The organism is Aeromonas sp. QDB63, from assembly GCF_027707425.1.
Classification (GTDB): domain Bacteria; phylum Pseudomonadota; class Gammaproteobacteria; order Enterobacterales; family Aeromonadaceae; genus Aeromonas; species Aeromonas caviae.
In genome coordinates this window covers 143,880-161,831 of record NZ_JAPCIS010000006.1, presented here as the reverse complement: position 1 = coordinate 161,831, position 17,952 = coordinate 143,880, and the positions used below count along the sequence as shown (strand labels likewise).

Here is a 17,952-nt window from a genome sequence, read left to right as displayed (position 1 = left end):
TGTTTTTCATCGGACATATTTTAGGCACAGGGCTTGCAAGAGCCTGCGCAATGAATGGAGAGGTGTAAGGGCTGTAACGTGGAAAACACATCATCATTGAACGGCTTCGGACATGGCATAGAGCAGTGGGTACAGCAGATGGAGCGGCTTGCGCCGTTGACCGGGCAGGACCGCTATCAGCAGATAGAGCAGTTGCTGGGGCAACGGGATCTTGACGCCCTGCTGGCAATCTTTGCCGAGCGGGTGGCAAACATTGTCCGGATCCACTCGCTCCAGTTCGACTGTGGCCAGCCCCATCCCCTCATCTCGCACCCGCCCCAGGCCAGGCTGACCCTGCATGCCTATCGCTTCGAGCTGCGGGGACGACACGAGCAGTTGCTCGGCCAGTTGCACTACGAGCTGGAGCACCCCCTGAGCGACGGCCAGAGGCGGTTGCTTGAGCAATATCATCAGCTGTTCAGTCTCACCCTGCCCCTCTATCTGCGGCTGGATCGGCTGGAGCAGCAGGTGCGGCTCGACCACCTGACCGGGCTTGGCAATCGCGCCTACTTCGACGAGGCCATCGGCCGGGCGGTGGAGCAACACAGCCGGGAACCCCACGGCCTGGTGCTGGTGCTGCTGGATCTCGACAGATTCAAGCAGGTCAATGACACCTGGGGCCACCCGGTGGGCGACCTGGTGCTAAGCCGCTTCGCCCAGTTGCTGCAGGGGTGCATTCGCGGGACGGATCAGGCGTTTCGCCTCGGCGGGGACGAGTTTGCCCTGCTGCTGCAACCAGCGGACCCCGAGGCCTGGCGCCCGGTCTGGCTGCGGTTGCAACATGTGCTCCACAGCCACAAGGAGCTCAGCGCCTTCTCGGTGGGGTGCAGCCTGGGAGCCGCCAGCTGGCAGTCTGGCATGGATGTGCAGCGCCTCTACGAGACGGCCGATACCCATCTCTACGCCCGCAAGAAAGCCGGGGGCTCCGGCCTGCCCGAATAGGGCATCCCCCTTCCCCTCCCGGCCCCCTGTCACTCTGCGATGTCAATCCGCATCCTGGGGGACGGGGGGCCGCCACTCCCACGCCACCCCCTCTTCTGGCGCCAGAAATCCGTCGCAGACAAAGAGCCCGGCCACCAGTGCCACCTGTTCACCGTAGTAGAGGATGGGAATGCGCCCCCGCTGCCAGGAGGGCACTCCGTACTCTTGCAGCAGCTTCTTGAGCCGCCGGCTGCCCACCCGCCCCACCGGTTTCAGCATGACGCCGGGGGCGACCTGAAAACGCACCGAGAGCGGCTCGTCCCCCCTCGGTGTCCGCAACCCTTCGCCATCCGTTCTCCAGAGCCTGAACTGCCCGAGCCCGTCCGGCAGGGTGAGCGTCTCTTCCATCCCGATGGGCAGCACCTCCTCACGGGGGGCGAGATCCGGCGCCACCAGGTAGAGGCGCCCCTGATAGCGGCGACACGCCAACCCTTGCAGGCTCAGCCTGGGGTTGGCGTCATCGCGCGCCAGCGCCACCTCCTGCCACAGCAGGCCCAGCAGCTCGCGGGAGGGCATCTCTCCCCCCTGACGGCGGATCCAGTGGCGCAGCAGGTTGTTGCGCCGCACGGGGGAGAGGGAGAGGAGTCCGTCAATGCGCAGCCCTTCTCCCTCACCCACCGCCTGCCAGTCCGCCTCGGCCAGCTCGCCGATGAGCGCCTCCTGCTCGGCGCACAAGGCCATGGTGCGCGCCGTCGTCCGGGCCATGGCGGGCCAGCGGTCCTTGAGCAGGGGGATGATCTGCTGGCGCAGGAAGTTGCGGTCATAGCTCGGGTCCTCGTTGCTCTCATCCTCAACCCAGCCATAAGGAAGTGACTGCGCGGCTTGCGCCAGCTCGGCCCGGCTCATGTCGAGCAAGGGGCGCAACAGATGGCCTGCGGCAAAAGGCTGGCTCGCCACCATGCCCGCCAGCCCGCGCAGACCGGCACCCCGCTTGAGCGCCAGCAGCAGGGTCTCCAGCTGATCGTCCTGATGGTGAGCGGTGAGCAGCCACTCCCCTTCCCCCAGGTGGGCGGCGAGTCGCTCATAACGCGCCGCCCGCGCCTGGGCCTCCAGGCTCTCCCCGTTGCCCCGGCAGAGCTGCACCCGCTCCACGATGAGGGGCACCGCCAGTTGCCGGCACACCCCTTCGCAGTGAGCCACCCAGTAGTCGGCATGTGGGCTCAGGCCGTGATGAACGTGCAGGGCGTTCAGGGCGAGGCCGTGGGCGCGTGCAAAACGGGCAGCCAGCACCAGCAAGACGGTGGAGTCGAGCCCGCCGCTGAAAGCCACCAGCAGACCGCGGGAACCTTCCGGCGCGGGCAGGGTCTGACAAAAACGAGAATAAATACGAGAAATCATAGGCTTCCCCAATACGACCAGGCCGATCTTAGCAGAGTCGGGCTTATCAAGCGCTAACCCGGCTGCTAGAGTGAATCGCTCCCTGCGTGGGCAAGGAAGCCATATAACCCGAATTGGAATAAAACCATAATGAACAACAAGAAACACATCCTGGCCACCCTCGTCGGGCTGGCCCTGCTGGCCAGTTGCAGTCAGGCTCCGAGCCAACCGGACAAACACTCCGGCCTTGCGCTGGCCAACATGGACACCAGCGTCAAGCCTGGTGACGACTTCTTCCGCTACGTGAACGGCCACTGGCTCGCCACGGCCAAGATCCCCGATGACAGGCCCGCCGACGGCGCCTTCTACCTGCTGCGGGACAAATCCCTGGCGGACGTGCGGGTGCTGGTGGAGGGGCTGGATGGCAAAGCCGCCGCCGGTACCCCGGCCCAGCAGATCCACGACCTCTACCAGAGCTATCTGGATCAGGCCGCCCGCAACGCCAAGGGCACCACGCCCCTGCTGCCAATGCTGAGCGAGATAGAGCAGATCAGCACGCCGCAGGATCTCGCCCGGGCCTTCGCCCAGAGCGCCCGCACCGGTGGCGGCTCCCCCTTCGGTTTCTGGATTGACGCCGACGCCAAGGCCCCTGACAGCTATGCCGTCTACCTCTACCAGGCCGGCCTCGGCCTGCCGGATCGGGACTACTACCTCAAGCGCGACCCCAACAGCCAGGCGCTGCTGCACAAGTACGAGCAACACATCGCCGCCATGCTGACCCGCTTCGGTGAGACGGATGCCCAGGGCAAGGCGAAACGCATCCTGGCCCTCGAGACCAGGCTCGCCCAGATCCAGTGGGACAACGTGGCCCTGCGAGACAGAGAGAAGAACTACAACAAGGGACCGGTGAGCGAGCTGGGGCGCCTCGCCCCCGCCATCGACTGGGACGCCTACCTGGCCCAGGCCGGCCTTGCGGGGCAGCAGAGCCTGGTCATCGGCCAGCCGAGCTACCTCTCGGCCCTGAACGAGGTGATGCAGCAGACCCCGATCGGCGACTGGCAGGCCTACCTCAAGTGGCAGCTCATCACCGATTACGCCCCCTACCTCGACAGCCAGACCGATGCCCAGAATTTTGCCTTCTTCGGCACCGCTCTTAGCGGCACGCCCAAGCAGCGCGCCCCCTGGGAGCGGGCCCTTGGGGTGCTGGACAGCAATCTTGGGGAGGCGGTGGGCAAGCTCTATGTCGAGCGCTACTTCCCGCCAGCGGCCAAGGCCCGTATGGAGCAGCTGGTGGAGAACCTGCGCACCGCCTACGGCCAGAGCATCCAGGAGCTGGACTGGATGTCCCCGGCCACCAAGACACAGGCCCTCGAGAAGCTCGCCAAGTTCAGACCCAAGATAGGCTACCCGGACAAGTGGAAGGACTACAGCGCCATCACCATTAGCCCCGACGATCTGGTGGGCAACCTGCAGCGGGCCCGCGCCTTCGAATACGCCGACAACCTGGCGCGCCTCGGCAAGCCGGTCGATCGGGACGAGTGGCACATGTCACCCCAGACGGTGAACGCCTACTACAACCCGAGCAACAACGAGATCGTCTTCCCGGCCGCCATTTTGCAGCCCCCCTTCTTCGACATGACGGCGGACGATGCGGTCAACTACGGCGCCATCGGCGGGGTGATCGGCCACGAGATGGGCCACGGTTTTGATGATCAGGGGGCCAAATCCGACGGTGACGGCGTGATGCGCGACTGGTGGACGCCGGCGGATCTCAAGGAGTTTCGCTTCCGCACCAGCCGGCTGGTGGCCCAGTACAACCGCTTCGAGCCCATCAAGGGCCAGTACGTCAACGGCCAGTTTACCCTGGGGGAGAACATCGGCGATCTCGGCGGCCTCACCATCGCCCACAAGGCCTACCTGCTCTCCCTGGATGGCAAGGAGGCCCCGGTGCTGGACGGTTTTACCGGCGAGCAGCGCTTCTTCCTCGGCTGGGCCCAGGTGTGGAAGGGCATGTATCGCCCCGAACTGATGCAGATGCTGCTCGCCTCGGATCCCCACTCGCCGCCGGAATACCGGGTCAACGGCGTGGTACCGAACATCCCCGCCTTCTACGAGGCATTCAAGATCCAGCCCGGCGACAAGCTCTATCTGGACCCGGCCAAACGGGTCAAGATATGGTGATGACAACCCGGGCAGGGGGCGGCCGACCAGCGGCCCCCTGCCCGCTTCCGACGTGGCAGGGAAGCGTCCCCTGCCCGTCACAGACACACAAGCAGCAACAAGGGTCCTCTCCATGAAAGCCTTATTCCTTACTCTCGGCCTGCTCACCCTGCCCCTCGCCAGCCAGGCGGCGGACGGCTTCTTCAAGCAGCTGACGCTCCCCTCCGGCCAGGTGGTGACCGTCAGCGAAGGGCGCGGCGAGCCCGCCTCCACCGGCAGCTACGACGTGCGCCTCTACTCCGGTGCCAACCCGCAGTTTCCGCTGGATCAGTTCATCGACGGCAAGGTGCTGCCGCGCGATGGCAGTATCAAGGAGATTAAGCTGCTGGATCTCAACGGCGACAAGCAGCCTGAAGTCATCGTCGTGGTGGAGAGCGCCGGCAGCGGCAGCTACCTGAGCGCCGACGCCCTCACCATCAATCCCCAGGAGGGGCTGGAGAGCTTCAACCACGTGGAGGGGCTGGCCCCCAGTGACGATGTGATTGAGGCCCTCAAGACCCCCCGCGACTGACCCCCCACGCCCCGTATCACGGGGCGTTTTTTTACCCCGCGCCTCCCGATGCGGTGCCCACGGCCCCCCACAGGGCGGATGGACGACTGTTTTTTTCTGTGCCTATAATCGCCGCACCGTGCCATAACGAAACACAAGGAGGTAAAAAATGGTTATCCAAGCGTGTCCGATGTTCTCGGCTCGCCTGTTCGGCACATTCAAGTGCTCTTGCCTGCATACCATCGCGCTGCGATAGCGGGTTCGAGCAAAGCCGACTCCCTTCCATACCGAGACCTTTCTCGACTCTGCCGTTGTCGCCAGCGCTCCTGATGACAGGGATATCCTATCCCGCGATTTAAGAGAGCAAGAGCATGACAACCCTGATGAGTACCCATTCCCTGCAGATGAGTGCGGGGCACCTTCCCTTATTTGACCATCTCGAACTCGGCATTCGCGCAGGCGACCGACTCGGCCTGATTGGCGCCAACGGCTGCGGCAAGAGCACATTGCTCGCGCTGCTGGCGGGCGAGCGCACGCCCCAGGCCGGCCGGATCGTGCAGGCCGCCGCCTGCCGCTGCGAGTTCGTGGCCCAGCAACTGCCCGCCGGGCTTTCCACCCTCAGCACCCGCGCCGTGCTGCTGGATGCCCTGGGCAACGACCCCGCCGCCGAATGGCAGGTGGACAAGCTGCTGGCCGAACTGCAGCTGGAGGCCCAGGCCACGTTGCCGGTCAGTGCACTGAGCGGTGGCCAGCACAGCCGGCTGCAGATAGGGCGCGCCCTGCTGCGCCAACCCAACCTGCTGCTGCTCGATGAGCCCAGCAACCACCTGGACTTGCCCGCCCTGCTCTGGCTCGAGCAGTTTCTGCTGGGCTGGCGCGGCGCCTTCGTGCTGGTCTCCCACGACGCTCGCCTGCTGGACCGCGTCACGGATCAGACCCTGATCCTGCGAGATGGCCAGTTGCACCGCTTCGCCCTGCCCTGCAGCCAGGCCAGGGCGGCGCTGGCTGCCGAGGATGAGCAGGCCCGCCTGCGCCGGGCGGATGAGCAAAAGGAGATAGACCGCCTGAGCGCCAGCAGCAAGCGCCTCGCCATCTGGGGGCGGGAGCATGACAACGAGAAGCTGGTGCGCCAGGCCAAGTCCATGGAAAAGCGCATCGCCCGCCTGCAGGAGGAGCAGAGCCAGGTGGCGGCGCTGGCCCCCTGGCGGCTCGAGCTGCGCGGAGTGAGCCTGCCTGCCGACACCCTGCTGCGACTGGAGGCCCTCGACGTATCGCCGGCATCGGCACTGCCGCCGCTGCTGCGTGCCGAGGGGCTCTGGCTGCGAGCGGGGGACAGGGTTGCCCTGCTCGGTGCCAACGGCACCGGCAAGTCCTCCCTGCTGCGCCAGTGCTGGCGCGAACTGACTGACCTGAGTCCGCAGGCGGGCTGGTACTGCCACCCCGGCGCCAGCATCGCCTATTACGATCAGTCCCTGCAGCAGCTGGCTGACGACGCCACCCTGAGCGACGCGCTGTACCCCCTGGCCCCTCTGCCTGAGGTGACGCGGCGACAGGCGCTGATCCGGGCGGGCTTCCCCTATGCCCGCCACGGCCAGCAGGTGCACACCCTGAGCGGGGGCGAGCGGGCACGGCTGCTGTTTCTCGCCCTGTCCCTCGGCAGCCACCACATGCTCTGGCTCGACGAACCCACCAACCACCTGGATCTGGCGGGCAAGGAGGAGCTGGCCGAGGCGATTGCCGCCTTCCCGGGGGGCGTGCTGCTGGTCTCCCACGACCGGGAGCTGATCGAGCGCAGTTGCAACCGCTTCTGGCTGATACAGGACGGGCGCATCCAGGAGGCTCACAGTGCCGAGCGGGCCTATGCCGAGCTGCTGGGCGATGCCCCCTTGCCGCAGGCGGGCAGCCCGGCTCGATCAGGTGACCCGCAGACCGCGGCCGCCACGGGGGATGACGAAGAGGCGCTGCTGGCGCGCTGGTATGAGCTCGATGCCCTGCTCGCCGCCGATCTGGCCCGCAAGCCCAGGCACCAGACCCCGCGCCTGCAGCAGCAGTGGCGTGACGAGCTGGCGCGCCTTGCCGAGCGCCTCGGCTTTGCCTGACGCCAGCCCGGATCATCCATCTCTTGTTACGCAACACACGCGGCCAGCCACGGCTGGCCGCAAGGAGTCATCATGACATCAGCACCACCCCACATCAGGCTGGATCCCGTCACCGACACCGACCTGCCTCACATCTATCGCGGCCTCTCCGATCCCCGGGTCGTCGCCTACTACGGCGTCAGCTACGACAGCCTGGCGGCATGCCGGGCACAGATGGATTGGTATGCCGAGCTGACCCGCACCGGCCGTGGCGCCTGGCACCTCATTCGCGACCGGCACACGGGCGAACCGCTGGGGGCCATCGGCTACAACGATGCCGACCCGACTCACCAGCGGGCCGAGCTGGGCTACTGGCTCTATCCCGAACACTGGGGCAAGGGGGTGATGAGCGCGGCGCTGCAACTCTGGCTCCCGCTCACTTACCGCACCACCGACCTGCACCGGCTGCTGGCAGTGGTGGAGGAGCCCAACCGCCCCTCCGCCCGCCTGCTGGAGCGGGCCGGTTTTCACTACGAGGGCACGGCGCGGGAGTGCGAGCGCAAGGGGGATGGCTTCATCTCCCTGCGCCACTACGCCATCTTGCGCAGCGACCTGCCCGCCAGCCTGTGACCCGCAACAACAAGCCCCGCACTGCGGGGCTTTTTTTCGGGAGTTACTTGATGGCGCAGACACCCTCATCGGACGCCGAGCGGCGGCGTCTGCGCCGCCACAGGGAGAAGCCGCCATACCCCAGGCTCAGCACGACGGCATAGAGCACCTGGGTAGCGAGGGCCAGCAGCACCAGGGTGCAGAGCAGCACGCTGAGGCCCGCCAGCCCCTTGCCGGTCCCCGACAACAAGCGCCAGCCCGCCGCCATGCAGAGCAGATAGACCAGCACGAAGTTGCCATTGGCGTAGCGGATCAGCGCATCGAGGGGCAGGCGCAGCCAGAGAATCAGGGTGATGGAGACGAAACAGATGGCGAGCACCCAGGCAAGGGCATGCAGGGGAGCGCCCCGGGCCGAGAGGCGAGAGAGGGAGACCGGCAGTTTGCCCTCCCGCGCCATGCTCCAGATAAGGCGCGCAAAACCTTGCAGGTAGATGTTGATGCTGGCGAAGCAGGAGAGATAGCCCAGCACCGCCACCAGCCACTTGGCGGTGGGGCCGAACAGCAGGGAGAGCAGGGCCGGAATGGCGGTGGCATTGGTCGCCTCGTCCCCGTAGAGGTCATATTTGAGCACCACCAGGGAGTGCACCCAGTAGATGAGCCCCGCCAGAAGCACGCCCCCCAACAGGGCAAGGGGGTAGTCCCGCTCTGGCCGCTTGAACTCCTCCCCCATGTGGGCGAAGGCCTCGAGCCCCACGAAACACCAGAACATCACCGCCAGCGCCGAGCCCATGGCGGGCCACTCGCTCGCCGTTGGCAGAGGCTGGGCGGCATCGCGCCAGCTGAGATCCCCCTTGAACCAGATGAGCAGGGTGAGCCCCAGGATAGCCAGGGCAATGAGCAGTTGCAGATTGCCGGAGGAGCGCGCCCCCCGCAGCCCCAGCAGAAAGACCCCGAGCAGGGTGAGCAGCTGGATGCCCCAGAGGGTCCACTCCCCCATGTCGAACAGGGCGTGCCAGAAACCGGCGGCGATGGTGAGGGCGGCAGGCAGGCCCACCGGCAGCACCGCCAGAAACAGGAAAGCGGAGAAGCGCTCAGCGCCGTTGCCAAAGGCGAGGCCAATCAGATGGGGCGCGCCACCCGCGTGGGGATAACGCCGCCCGAGGCGGGCGAAGGTAAAGGCGATGGGCAGCACCAGGGCAATCAGCAGCAACCAGGCCCACAGCGACGCCCCTCCCGCCAGCGAGGCGGCGGTGGCCGGTACCACGAAGATCCCGGTACCGAGCAGGGAGGTGGCGAGCAGCCCCATCCCCTGCCAGAGCCCGAGATCCTTTTTCAACCCAGACATATCCTGTTGTCCCGTCTAGAAAAACATCCCGCCATGTTAGGCCGCCACCACCGCTTTGTTAAGCATTTGTGCCCATAAAAAAACCGCCCCGGGGGGCGGCTTTCTCACAGGGATGAACGCTGTCATCAGGCAATCAGCTTGTAGATGATGCCGGACATGGCGATGAGGCCGATGAGGGTGACGAAGCCGTTGCTGAGGTTGCCGGCATATTTGCGCATGGCCGGCACCTTGGCGATGGCGTACATCGGCATCAGGAAGAGCAGCATGGCGATGATGGGGCCGCCCAGATCTTCAATCATGCCGAGGATGCTCGGGTTGATGGTGGCCACGGCCCAGGTGGTCAGGATCATGAAGACCGCGGTCACCTTGTTCAGCTGCTTGACGTCGACGTTCTTGCCCTTCTCGCGCAGGGACTTGGCCATCAGGCCGTTCATGCCCTCTTGCGCACCCAGGTAGTGACCCAGGAAGGACTTGCTGATGGCAACCATGGCGATGAGCGGTGCCACGGTGGCGATCACCGGGTTGTCGAAGTGGTTGGCCAGGTAGGAGAGGATGGAGATGTTCTGCTCCTTGGCCGCCGCCAGGTCAGCCGGGGAGAGGCTCAGCACGCAGCTGAACACGAAGAACATCACTGTCATCACCATCATGACGTGGGCGCCCAGCAGGATGTTGCTGCACTTCTTCTCGGCGTTGGCGCCGTAGCGGCCTTTGTTGTCCACCGCGAAGGAGGAGATGATCGGGGAGTGGTTGAAGGAGAACACCATCACCGGGATGGCCAGCCACAGGGTCTTGATGAAGTCACCATTGAAGGCCTCACCCAGCGCCGGGGCTTCGGTGATGATGGCACCGTTCCAGTGCGGGATCAGGTAGACCGCCAGGCCCATCAGGGTGACCACGAACGGGAAGACCAGCACGCTCATCGCCTTGACGATGACCTGGCCGCCCAGGCGAACGATCGCCATCAGACCCAGGATCAGCACCAGGGAGAGGATGGCACGGGGAGGTGCCGTCATGCCCAGCTGGTGCACCATCAGGCTCTCGACGGTGTTGGTGATGGCCACGGAGTACATCAGCAGGATGGGGTAGATGGCGAAGAAGTAGAGCAGGGTGATGAACTTGCCTGCGGTCTTGCCGAAGTGCTCTTCCACCACCTCGGTGATGTCGCCGTCACGGGTGGAGCCGGACAGCACGAAGCGGGTCAGGCCACGGTGGGCGAAGAAGGTCAGCGGCAGGGCCAGGATCAGCATGGCGACCAGCGGCCACAGGCCCCCGACACCGGCATTGATCGGCAGGAAGAGGACACCGGCGCCGATGGCGGTACCGTACAGACCCAGCATCCAGACCACGTCGGCCTTGTTGATGCCACGGGAGGAGGCTTTGCTCAAGCTGCCTTCAACTGCAATGTTCATGTCAGACATAGGGGTGTTCCTGTCATCAAGGAAAGTGGGATCTTAACTTGTCAGTGGGCCTGGGCCCGGTTCCTTTCCCTGGAACTCCAGCTATTCGTCCTGTTTGTTCCTCCGCCCCGGCCATCCGGCCGCCACTCCCTGTGGCAACCTGATTGCAACAAACACGGGCGGGGAGTCGTAATACAGAGGGGATCGTGCTCGCTCGTTAACAACGGGATAACGCTCACCTCATCCGATGAGATGACTCTAGTTAAAAGGCCCTATTAATCACAGCGTTTTTTTGAATTAATCAACCAAAGTTTGACTGGAATCGCCTTTCCGTCGCTTCAGATCACACTTGAATCGCCATGTTGCGATTTTTTTTTAACATATAAACTTTTTGGTGTGATCCACCTCACCCTTGAAACGCGCAACAATTTTATCACAACCCCCTCATTGCCCCCCGATTGTCTCCCGTCGCCCCATGGCGTACCCTTTGTGTCCGCCCCTTTTCTGCGTACCGACCATGATCCTCTCCCGCACCGATCTCGCCGAGCTGGCCGTGTTTGCCGCCGTCGCCCGTCACCGCAGTTTCAGCAAGGCCGCCCTCGAGCTCGGGGTCTCCGCCTCGGCCCTGAGTCATGCCCTCAAAGGGCTGGAGAGTCGCCTGGCCGTCAGGCTGCTCAATCGCAGCACCCGGGCCGTGGTGCCGACCGAAGCGGGCGAACGGCTGCTGGCCCAGGTGCTGCCAACCCTGGGGCAGCTGGAGGCGGCGCTGGCGGAACTGACGCGCCACGCGGGCGAACCCGTGGGCAGGCTCAGGCTCTGTGCCCCCCGAGCAGCCATCCAGGAGGTGCTGGCCCCGGTACTCATCGACTATCTGGTGCGCTACCCGCGCATGCAGGTGGAGGTGGAGGAACTGGAGCTGATGCCCCGCCTCATCGAGGATGGCTACGACGCCGCCCTCTTTTACGGCGACCTGCTGCCCCAGGAGATGATCTCGGTTCCCCTGGGCCCGCAGCAGCGCTATCTGGTGGTGGGCTCCCCCGACTATCTGGCACGGCGTGGCACCCCTCGCCACCCCTCGGATCTGCGCCAGCACGACTGCATCGGTTATCGGCTCACGCCCCATCACCACTATCGCTGGGCCTTTGCCGCCGAGGGGGAACTGCTTGAGATCGAAGTGACGGGCCCGCTCACCACCAGCACGCCCGCGCTCTACCTGGGGGCGGCCGAGGCGGGGCTCGGGCTCGCCTACTGCCATGAAGGGGAGGTGTTCGACGCCCTGGCATCGGGGCGGCTGGTAAGCGTGCTGGATGACTGGAGCCCCAGCTTTGCCGGGTTCAACCTCTTCTATCCGGGCCGGCACCAGCTGGGGCAAGGGCTGCGAGCCCTGATCGACATGCTGAAGGAGTATCACAGGATCCGTTGATTGATGAGCTGCATTCAGCAATGCATCAAATGAAAGCCTGATTATAAATTAAACCATAAGAAACTAGACTGTCTGCTCGATTCCGGCCCTTTTCCCGAGTACAGATATGTCCGCCTACTTCCGTCTGCGTCAACGGGCCATGGCCCGCCGTTTCTGGGGTTATGCCCTCCCCTCCGTCATGGCCATGCTGGTCTCCGGCGCCTACTACCTGGTGGACGGCATCTTCGTCGGCCACTACGTGGGGGCCGCCGGCCTTGCCGGCATCAACCTGGTCTATCCGGTCATCATGGTGCTCATCGGCCTCGCCGCCATGATCGCCATGGGGGCCGCCACCGCCATCTCCTTCCAGCAGGGCGCCAGGAACCTCGCTCTGGCCCGCCAGGCTCTGGTCAGCGCCCTCTGGCTGCTGCTGATCCTGGGCACGGTAGCGCCGCTGCTGCTGCACCACTGGCACACCGATATCCTGCAGGCCCTGGGAATGGCCCCCGGCACCGACACCTGGCAGCAGGCCAGCGACTACCTCACCTGGATTGGCGGTGGCACCCTGCTGCTCGCCAGCAACCTGGCGGTGCCCTACCTGCTTCGCAACGACGGCCGCCCTCGCCTCGCCATGGTACTGGTGAGCGGCGGCGCCCTCCTCAACATCCTGCTCAACTACATCATGGTGGGCCGGCTCGGGCTCGGCCTCACCGGCACGGCCCAGGCCACCCTCCTCTCGGAGGCCATGGTCAGCCTGCTCGGCCTGGGGTACTTCTTCACCCGCCACGCCCGGTTGCGGCTGACCTGGCGCCAGCTGGTGCCCCGCTTCCCGGCCATGCCCGGCCTGCTCTTCACCGGGCTGCCGAGCCTCATCGCCCAGTTCAATCTGGGGCTGCTGTTGCTGCTGCACAACAGCCAGCTGATGGTGCACGGCACGGTCAAGGATCTGGCGGGCTTCACCGTGGCGGGGTACACGGAGGCGGTCTTCATCGTCATCCTGCAGGGACTGGCGTTTGGCATCCAGCCCCTGGTGAGCCAGGCAGCCGGGGCCGGGCGCCATCGCGACCTCCAGTTCCTGATGGCGATGGGGCTCAAGATCACCCTGGTCTATGGCCTGGGGGTCTGGCTGATTGTCCAGCTGCTGCCGCAGCCGGTCGCCATGCTCTACACCGGGGATCAGGACGCAGAGCTGCTCGCCGCCGCCATCAGCAGCCTGACCCTCAACCTCGCTGCCCTGCCCCTGGAGGGGATCGTCATGTTCGGCATCGTGCTGTTGCAGGCCATGGCCCGCACCCGCCAGGCCCTCGTCATCTCCGTGGCCAAGACGGTGCTGCTGCTGCCCCTCATCTTCCTGCTGCCCCTCTGGTGGGGGCGCGACGGGGTCTTGATGGCCCAGCCCGCCACCGTGCTGCTGCTGACGCCCCCCCTGTGCTGGCTGCTGTGGCGGGAGTGGCGGGCCCTGAGCCCTGCCGGAGGGCGTGCTTCCATCCCCATGCAACGGGCGCTGACCGCCCCCTGAGGCCCGCCCCGGCGTCCCCCCACAAACGTCGCCCATAAAAAAAGTCCCCGCATGCGGGGACTTTTTTATTGGAAGCGGCAGATCAGCAGTAGCCGTAACCCAGCAGGCGCTGGTAGCGCTGCTCCAGCAGTTGCTCGCTGTCGAGGGGGCGCAGGGCATCCAGATCCTGCTTGATGCGCGCTTTCAGGAGCTTGGCCATCTTCTCCACGTCGCGGTGGGCACCGCCGAGGGGCTCCTCGACGATGTTGTCGATGAGCTTCAGCTCCTTCAGGCGCTGGGCGGTGATGCCCATGGCATCCGCCGCCACCGAGGCCTTCTCGGCGCTCTTCCAGAGGATGGAGGCGCACCCTTCCGGGGAGATGACGGAGTAGGTGGAGTACTGCAGCATGTTGACCCGATCGCCTACACCGATGGCGAGAGCGCCGCCGGAGCCACCTTCACCGATCACGGTGCAGACCACCGGCACGGTCAGGCCGGCCATGACTTTCAGGTTGCGGGCGATGGCTTCGGACTGGCCACGCTCCTCGGCACCCACGCCGGGGTAGGCACCCGGGGTGTCGATGAAGGTGATGATCGGCATCTTGAAGCGCTCGGCCATCTCCATCAGGCGCAGGGCCTTGCGGTACCCTTCCGGGCGCGGCATGCCGAAGTTGCGCTTGATCTTCTCCTTGGTCTCGCGACCCTTCTGGTGACCGATGATCATCACGGGCTCGCCGTCGAGACGGGCGATGCCGCCGACGATGGCCTTGTCATCGGCATAGGCGCGATCCCCGGCCAGCTCGTCGAAATCGGTGAAGATCTGCTCGATGTAGTCGAGGGTGTAGGGGCGCTGGGGATGACGTGCCATCTGGGATACCTGCCAGGCACCCAGATCGCCGAAGATCTTCTTGGTCAGCTCTTCGTTTTTCTTCTCCAGCCGGCGAATGTCTTCGCTGAGATCCACGGCACTGTTGTGCTCGCTCACATGGCGCAGTTCATCGATCTGTGCCTGCAACTCGGCGATCGGCTGTTCAAAATCCAGAAAAAGACTCATAGGGACAATAGATCCTCTAATCAAAAACCAATTCAACCCGCTCTCGTCCAAGCAGGACTCGCAAGTCATCTATCAGTTGATCGGTGGGCGTCACCCGCCACTCGGTACCGAGCGTCAATCGCACCCGGGAACCGGGGCGACGATAGTTTACCTGAACCGGACAGACTCCGGCACGGGCGGGCTCCAAAATCTCGCACAAACGCGGGAAAAAGCGCTCGTCAATGCGTTGTTCATCGAGGGAGATGCGGATTGCCCTGGCAAAACGCTCCCTCGCATCGTTGATATCCAGCAACTCGCGGGCCGACATTTTAAGGCCACCGGAGAAGTCATCAAAGCTGACCTGTCCAGAAACCACTAAAATACGGTCTTTTTGCATCAATTCTTCGTATTTTTCCAGCGCTTCACTGAAAAGGGTCACATCCAGACGGCCGGATCTGTCGTCCAGGGTGAAGATCCCCATCTTGTTGCCACGCTTGGTCACCATGCTGCGCGCCGCGATCACCAACCCCGCCGCCGTGGTCACCGTATCCCGGGAGGTGGGATGCAGATCGCACAGTCGGCCCGAGGTGTAGCGCCGCAACTCGCTGCTGTACTGGTTGATGGGGTGACCGGTGAGGTAGAGCCCGAGGGTCTCGCGCTCCCCTTCCAGCCACACCTTGTCGGGCCAGTGCGGCACGTTGGCGAACGCCTTCTTGACGTCGTCGATCTCCTCCGTGAGCACGCCGAACATGTCGACCTGCCCCACCGCCTGGGCCTTGGCGTGCTGCTCGGCGGCGCGCATCGCCTCCTCCAGGGTCGCCATCAGGGCGGCGCGGTGGGGGCCGAGCCTGTCCATGGCGCCGGAGAGGATGAGCTTCTCCATCACCCGCTTGTTGAGCTTCTTGATGTCCACCCGGTTGCAGAAATCGAACAGGTCGCGGAACGGACCGTCCCGATCCCGCGCGTCCAGGATCGCCTCGATGGGCCCTTCCCCTACCCCCTTCACCGCGCCGATGCCGTAGACGATGTGGCCGTCCTCGTTGACGCTGAAGCGGTAGCGACCGGTGTTGACGTCCGGCGGGATCACGGTCAGCCCCATGCGCTGACACTCGTCCACCAGGGTCACTATCTTGTCGGTGTTGTCCATGTCCGCGGTCATCACCGCCGCCATGAACTCCGCCGGGAAATGGGTCTTGAGCCAGAGGGTCTGGTAAGAGACCAGCGCATAGGCAGCGGAGTGGGACTTGTTGAAGCCGTAGCCCGCAAACTTCTCCACCAGATCGAAGATCTTCATCGCCAGTTCGCCGTCGACGCCGTTCTTGACCGCCCCCTCCTCGAAGCCCGCCCGCTGCTTGGCCATCTCTTCGGGTTTTTTCTTGCCCATGGCCCGGCGCAGCATGTCCGCGCCACCCAGGGTATACCCCGCCAGGGTCTGGGCGATCTGCATCACCTGCTCCTGATAGAGGATGATGCCGTAGGTGGGCTCGAGTATGGGTTTGAGGCTCTCGTGCTGCCACTTCTCGTCCGGGTAGGAGATGGCCTCCTTGCCGTGCTTGCGCTCGATGAAGTTGTCCACCATGCCCGACTGGAGCGGGCCCGGGCGGAACAGGGCCACCAGCGCGATCATGTCTTCGAAGCAGTCGGGCTGCAGCCGCTTGATGAGGTCCTTCATGCCGCGGGATTCGAGCTGGAACACCGCCGTGGTCTCGAAGCGCTGCAAGAGGGCGAACGACTTCTTGTCATCGATGGGGATGGCGGCGATGTCCACCGGCGGCTTGCCCTCTTTGGCAAGACGGGGGTTTATCATGCCAAGGGCCCAATCGATGATGGTGAGCGTTCGCAGCCCCAGGAAGTCGAACTTCACCAGCCCGGCGTACTCCACGTCGTTCTTGTCGAACTGGGTGACCGGGTGATGCCCCTCGTCGTCGCAATAGAGCGGCGCGAAGTCGGTGATCTTGGTAGGCGCGATCACCACGCCACCGGCGTGCTTGCCGGCGTTGCGCACCACCCCTTCCAGGCGGCGGGCCATGTCGATGAGGTCCTTGACCTCCTCGTCCTGCTCGTAGAGCTCGGGCAGCTTGGGTTCGGCCTCGAACGCCTTGGCGAGGGTCATGCCGGGGTCGGGCGGGATCAGCTTGGAGATGCGATCGACAAAGCCGTAGGCATGGCCCAGTACCCGGCCGACGTCCCGCACCACCGCCTTGGCCGCCATGCTGCCGAAGGTGATGATCTGGGATACCGCCTCCCGGCCGTACATCTCGGAGACGTGATCGATCACCTCGTCGCGCCTGTCCATGCAGAAGTCGACGTCGAAGTCGGGCATGGAGACCCGCTCGGGGTTCAGGAAACGTTCGAACAGCAGGTCAAATTCCAGCGGATCCAGGTCGGTGATCTTGAGGGCGTAGGCCACCAGCGACCCCGCCCCCGAGCCCCGGCCCGGACCGACCGGGATGCCGTTGTCCTTGGACCACTGGATAAACTCCATCACGATGAGGAAGTAACCCGGGAAGCCCATCTGGTTGATCACTTTGAGCTCGATGTCGAGACGCTCGTCATACTCGGGACGACGCTCGGCCCGCACCGCCGGATCCGGGAACAGGAAGGCCAGCCGCTCCTCCAGCCCTTCCTTCGACTTCATGACCAGGAAGTCCTCGGTGGTCATGTCGCCGGTGGGGAAGTTGGGCAGGAAATACTCGCCAAGGCGCACCGTCACGTTGCAGCGCTTGGCGATCTCCACCGTGTTTTCCAGGGCTTCCGGGATGTCGGCAAACAGCTCCGCCATCTCCTCCTGACTGCGCAGGTACTGCTGGGGGCTGTAGCGGCGCGGTCGGCGCTTGTCCATCAGGGTGTAGCCGTCGTGGATGGCGACCCGGATCTCGTGGGCATCGAAGTCATCGGCTGTGAGGAACACCACCTCGTTGGTGGCCACCACCGGCAGTTCGAACTCGGTGGCAATGGCCACCGCCATGTGCAGGTAGACCTCCTCGTCCGGGCGGCCGGTACGCAGCAGCTCCAGGTAGTAGGCATCCGGGAAGTGGGTCTGGTAGAAGGCGAGGCAATGCTCCACCATCTGGCGGTTGCCCTTGAGCAGGAACTTGCCCACATCCCCCTCGCGCCCGCCGGAGAGGACGATCACCCCCTTGGCATGTTCGCCAAGCCAGGCCTTGTCGATGACGGGGCGCCCCTGCACATGACCGCGCTGATAGCCGCGGGAGATGAGCAGGGTGATGTTCTGGTAGCCGTCGTTGTCCATGGCGAGCAGGGTGAGGCGAAACTGCTCGTCCCCAAGCTCGTCGCTCTGCACCCAGAAATCCGCCCCGACCAGGGGCTTGATCCCCTTGCCGTGGGCAGAGCCGTAGAAGCGCACCAGGCCGCACATGTTCATCTGGTCGGTCAGGGCCAGGGCCGGCATGTTGTTGGCGGCGGCAGCGGAGACGATGGGACCGATCTTCTGCAGGCCGTCGACCATGGAGAAGTCGGAGTGCACCCTCAGGTGGATGAAACGGGGATCAGCCATGGTCACGCCCTCTCATTGCGCAAGCA

12 protein-coding genes are annotated in these 17,952 nt (G+C 64.7%); 7 read left to right on the top strand and 5 right to left on the bottom strand.

What is annotated here, in order from left to right:
* Positions 1-54 precede the first annotated feature (54 nt).
* Positions 55-981 carry a GGDEF domain-containing protein gene (locus PG879_RS06740; protein WP_041214696.1) on the top strand — a complete coding sequence of 309 codons (927 nt, stop codon included), beginning with the start codon at positions 55-57 and terminating at the stop codon, positions 979-981.
* 42 nt (positions 982-1,023) lie between these two features.
* On the opposite strand, the gene tilS is transcribed toward PG879_RS06740, so the two are convergent.
* Positions 1,024-2,358, bottom strand: a complete 1,335-nt coding sequence (gene tilS / locus PG879_RS06735; RefSeq protein ID WP_210601678.1) for a tRNA lysidine(34) synthetase TilS — start codon at positions 2,356-2,358, stop codon at positions 1,024-1,026.
* A gap of 129 nt (positions 2,359-2,487) precedes the next feature.
* Here tilS and PG879_RS06730 point away from each other — a divergent pair, with 129 nt between their 5' ends.
* The 4 genes from PG879_RS06730 (at position 2,488) to PG879_RS06715 (ending at position 7,755) form a co-directional block, all read left to right on the top strand.
* The gene (locus PG879_RS06730; RefSeq protein WP_113069827.1) at positions 2,488-4,518 is read left to right on the top strand and encodes a M13 family metallopeptidase; all 2,031 of its coding nucleotides are present in this window, start codon (positions 2,488-2,490) and stop codon (positions 4,516-4,518) included.
* 112 nt (positions 4,519-4,630) lie between these two features.
* On the top strand, positions 4,631-5,068 hold the full coding sequence (locus PG879_RS06725) for a PliI family lysozyme inhibitor of I-type lysozyme (protein WP_010673427.1): 438 nt from the start codon (positions 4,631-4,633) through the stop codon (positions 5,066-5,068).
* A 350-nt stretch (positions 5,069-5,418) separates the two neighbouring features.
* Positions 5,419-7,146 carry an ABC-F family ATP-binding cassette domain-containing protein gene (locus tag PG879_RS06720; RefSeq protein WP_270829927.1) on the top strand — a complete coding sequence of 576 codons (1,728 nt, stop codon included), beginning with the start codon at positions 5,419-5,421 and terminating at the stop codon, positions 7,144-7,146.
* 72 nt (positions 7,147-7,218) lie between these two features.
* A complete protein-coding gene (locus PG879_RS06715) occupies positions 7,219-7,755 on the top strand; it encodes a GNAT family N-acetyltransferase (RefSeq protein WP_143237913.1) in 537 nt (178 codons plus the stop codon).
* Positions 7,756-7,798: 43 nt separating this feature from the next.
* Here the strand turns inward: PG879_RS06715 and yjeH are convergent, their stop codons facing one another.
* Together yjeH and PG879_RS06705 are read right to left on the bottom strand one after the other, a co-directional pair.
* Positions 7,799-9,079, bottom strand: coding sequence for an L-methionine/branched-chain amino acid transporter (gene yjeH / locus PG879_RS06710; RefSeq protein ID WP_143237914.1), 1,281 nt, complete (start codon positions 9,077-9,079; stop codon positions 7,799-7,801).
* A gap of 125 nt (positions 9,080-9,204) precedes the next feature.
* Positions 9,205-10,497, bottom strand: a complete 1,293-nt coding sequence (locus PG879_RS06705; protein ID WP_039039437.1) for an HAAAP family serine/threonine permease — start codon at positions 10,495-10,497, stop codon at positions 9,205-9,207.
* Positions 10,498-10,993: 496 nt separating this feature from the next.
* Here PG879_RS06705 and PG879_RS06700 point away from each other — a divergent pair, with 496 nt between their 5' ends.
* Together PG879_RS06700 and PG879_RS06695 are read left to right on the top strand one after the other, a co-directional pair.
* Positions 10,994-11,899, top strand: coding sequence for a LysR family transcriptional regulator (locus PG879_RS06700; protein WP_210601716.1), 906 nt, complete (start codon positions 10,994-10,996; stop codon positions 11,897-11,899).
* A gap of 106 nt (positions 11,900-12,005) precedes the next feature.
* Positions 12,006-13,397: an MATE family efflux transporter gene (locus tag PG879_RS06695; RefSeq protein ID WP_010673420.1), complete on the top strand. Its 1,392-nt coding sequence runs from the start codon at positions 12,006-12,008 to the stop codon at positions 13,395-13,397.
* Between the two features lie 82 nt (positions 13,398-13,479).
* Here PG879_RS06695 and accA read toward each other — a convergent pair whose 3' ends face one another.
* Both accA and dnaE read right to left on the bottom strand, forming a co-directional pair.
* On the bottom strand, positions 13,480-14,430 hold the full coding sequence (gene accA, locus PG879_RS06690; RefSeq protein ID WP_134997588.1) for an acetyl-CoA carboxylase carboxyl transferase subunit alpha: 951 nt from the start codon (positions 14,428-14,430) through the stop codon (positions 13,480-13,482).
* 16 nt (positions 14,431-14,446) lie between these two features.
* Positions 14,447-17,926, bottom strand: a complete 3,480-nt coding sequence (gene dnaE, locus PG879_RS06685) for a DNA polymerase III subunit alpha (protein WP_042015569.1) — start codon at positions 17,924-17,926, stop codon at positions 14,447-14,449.
* Between the last annotated feature and the right edge of the window lie 26 nt (positions 17,927-17,952).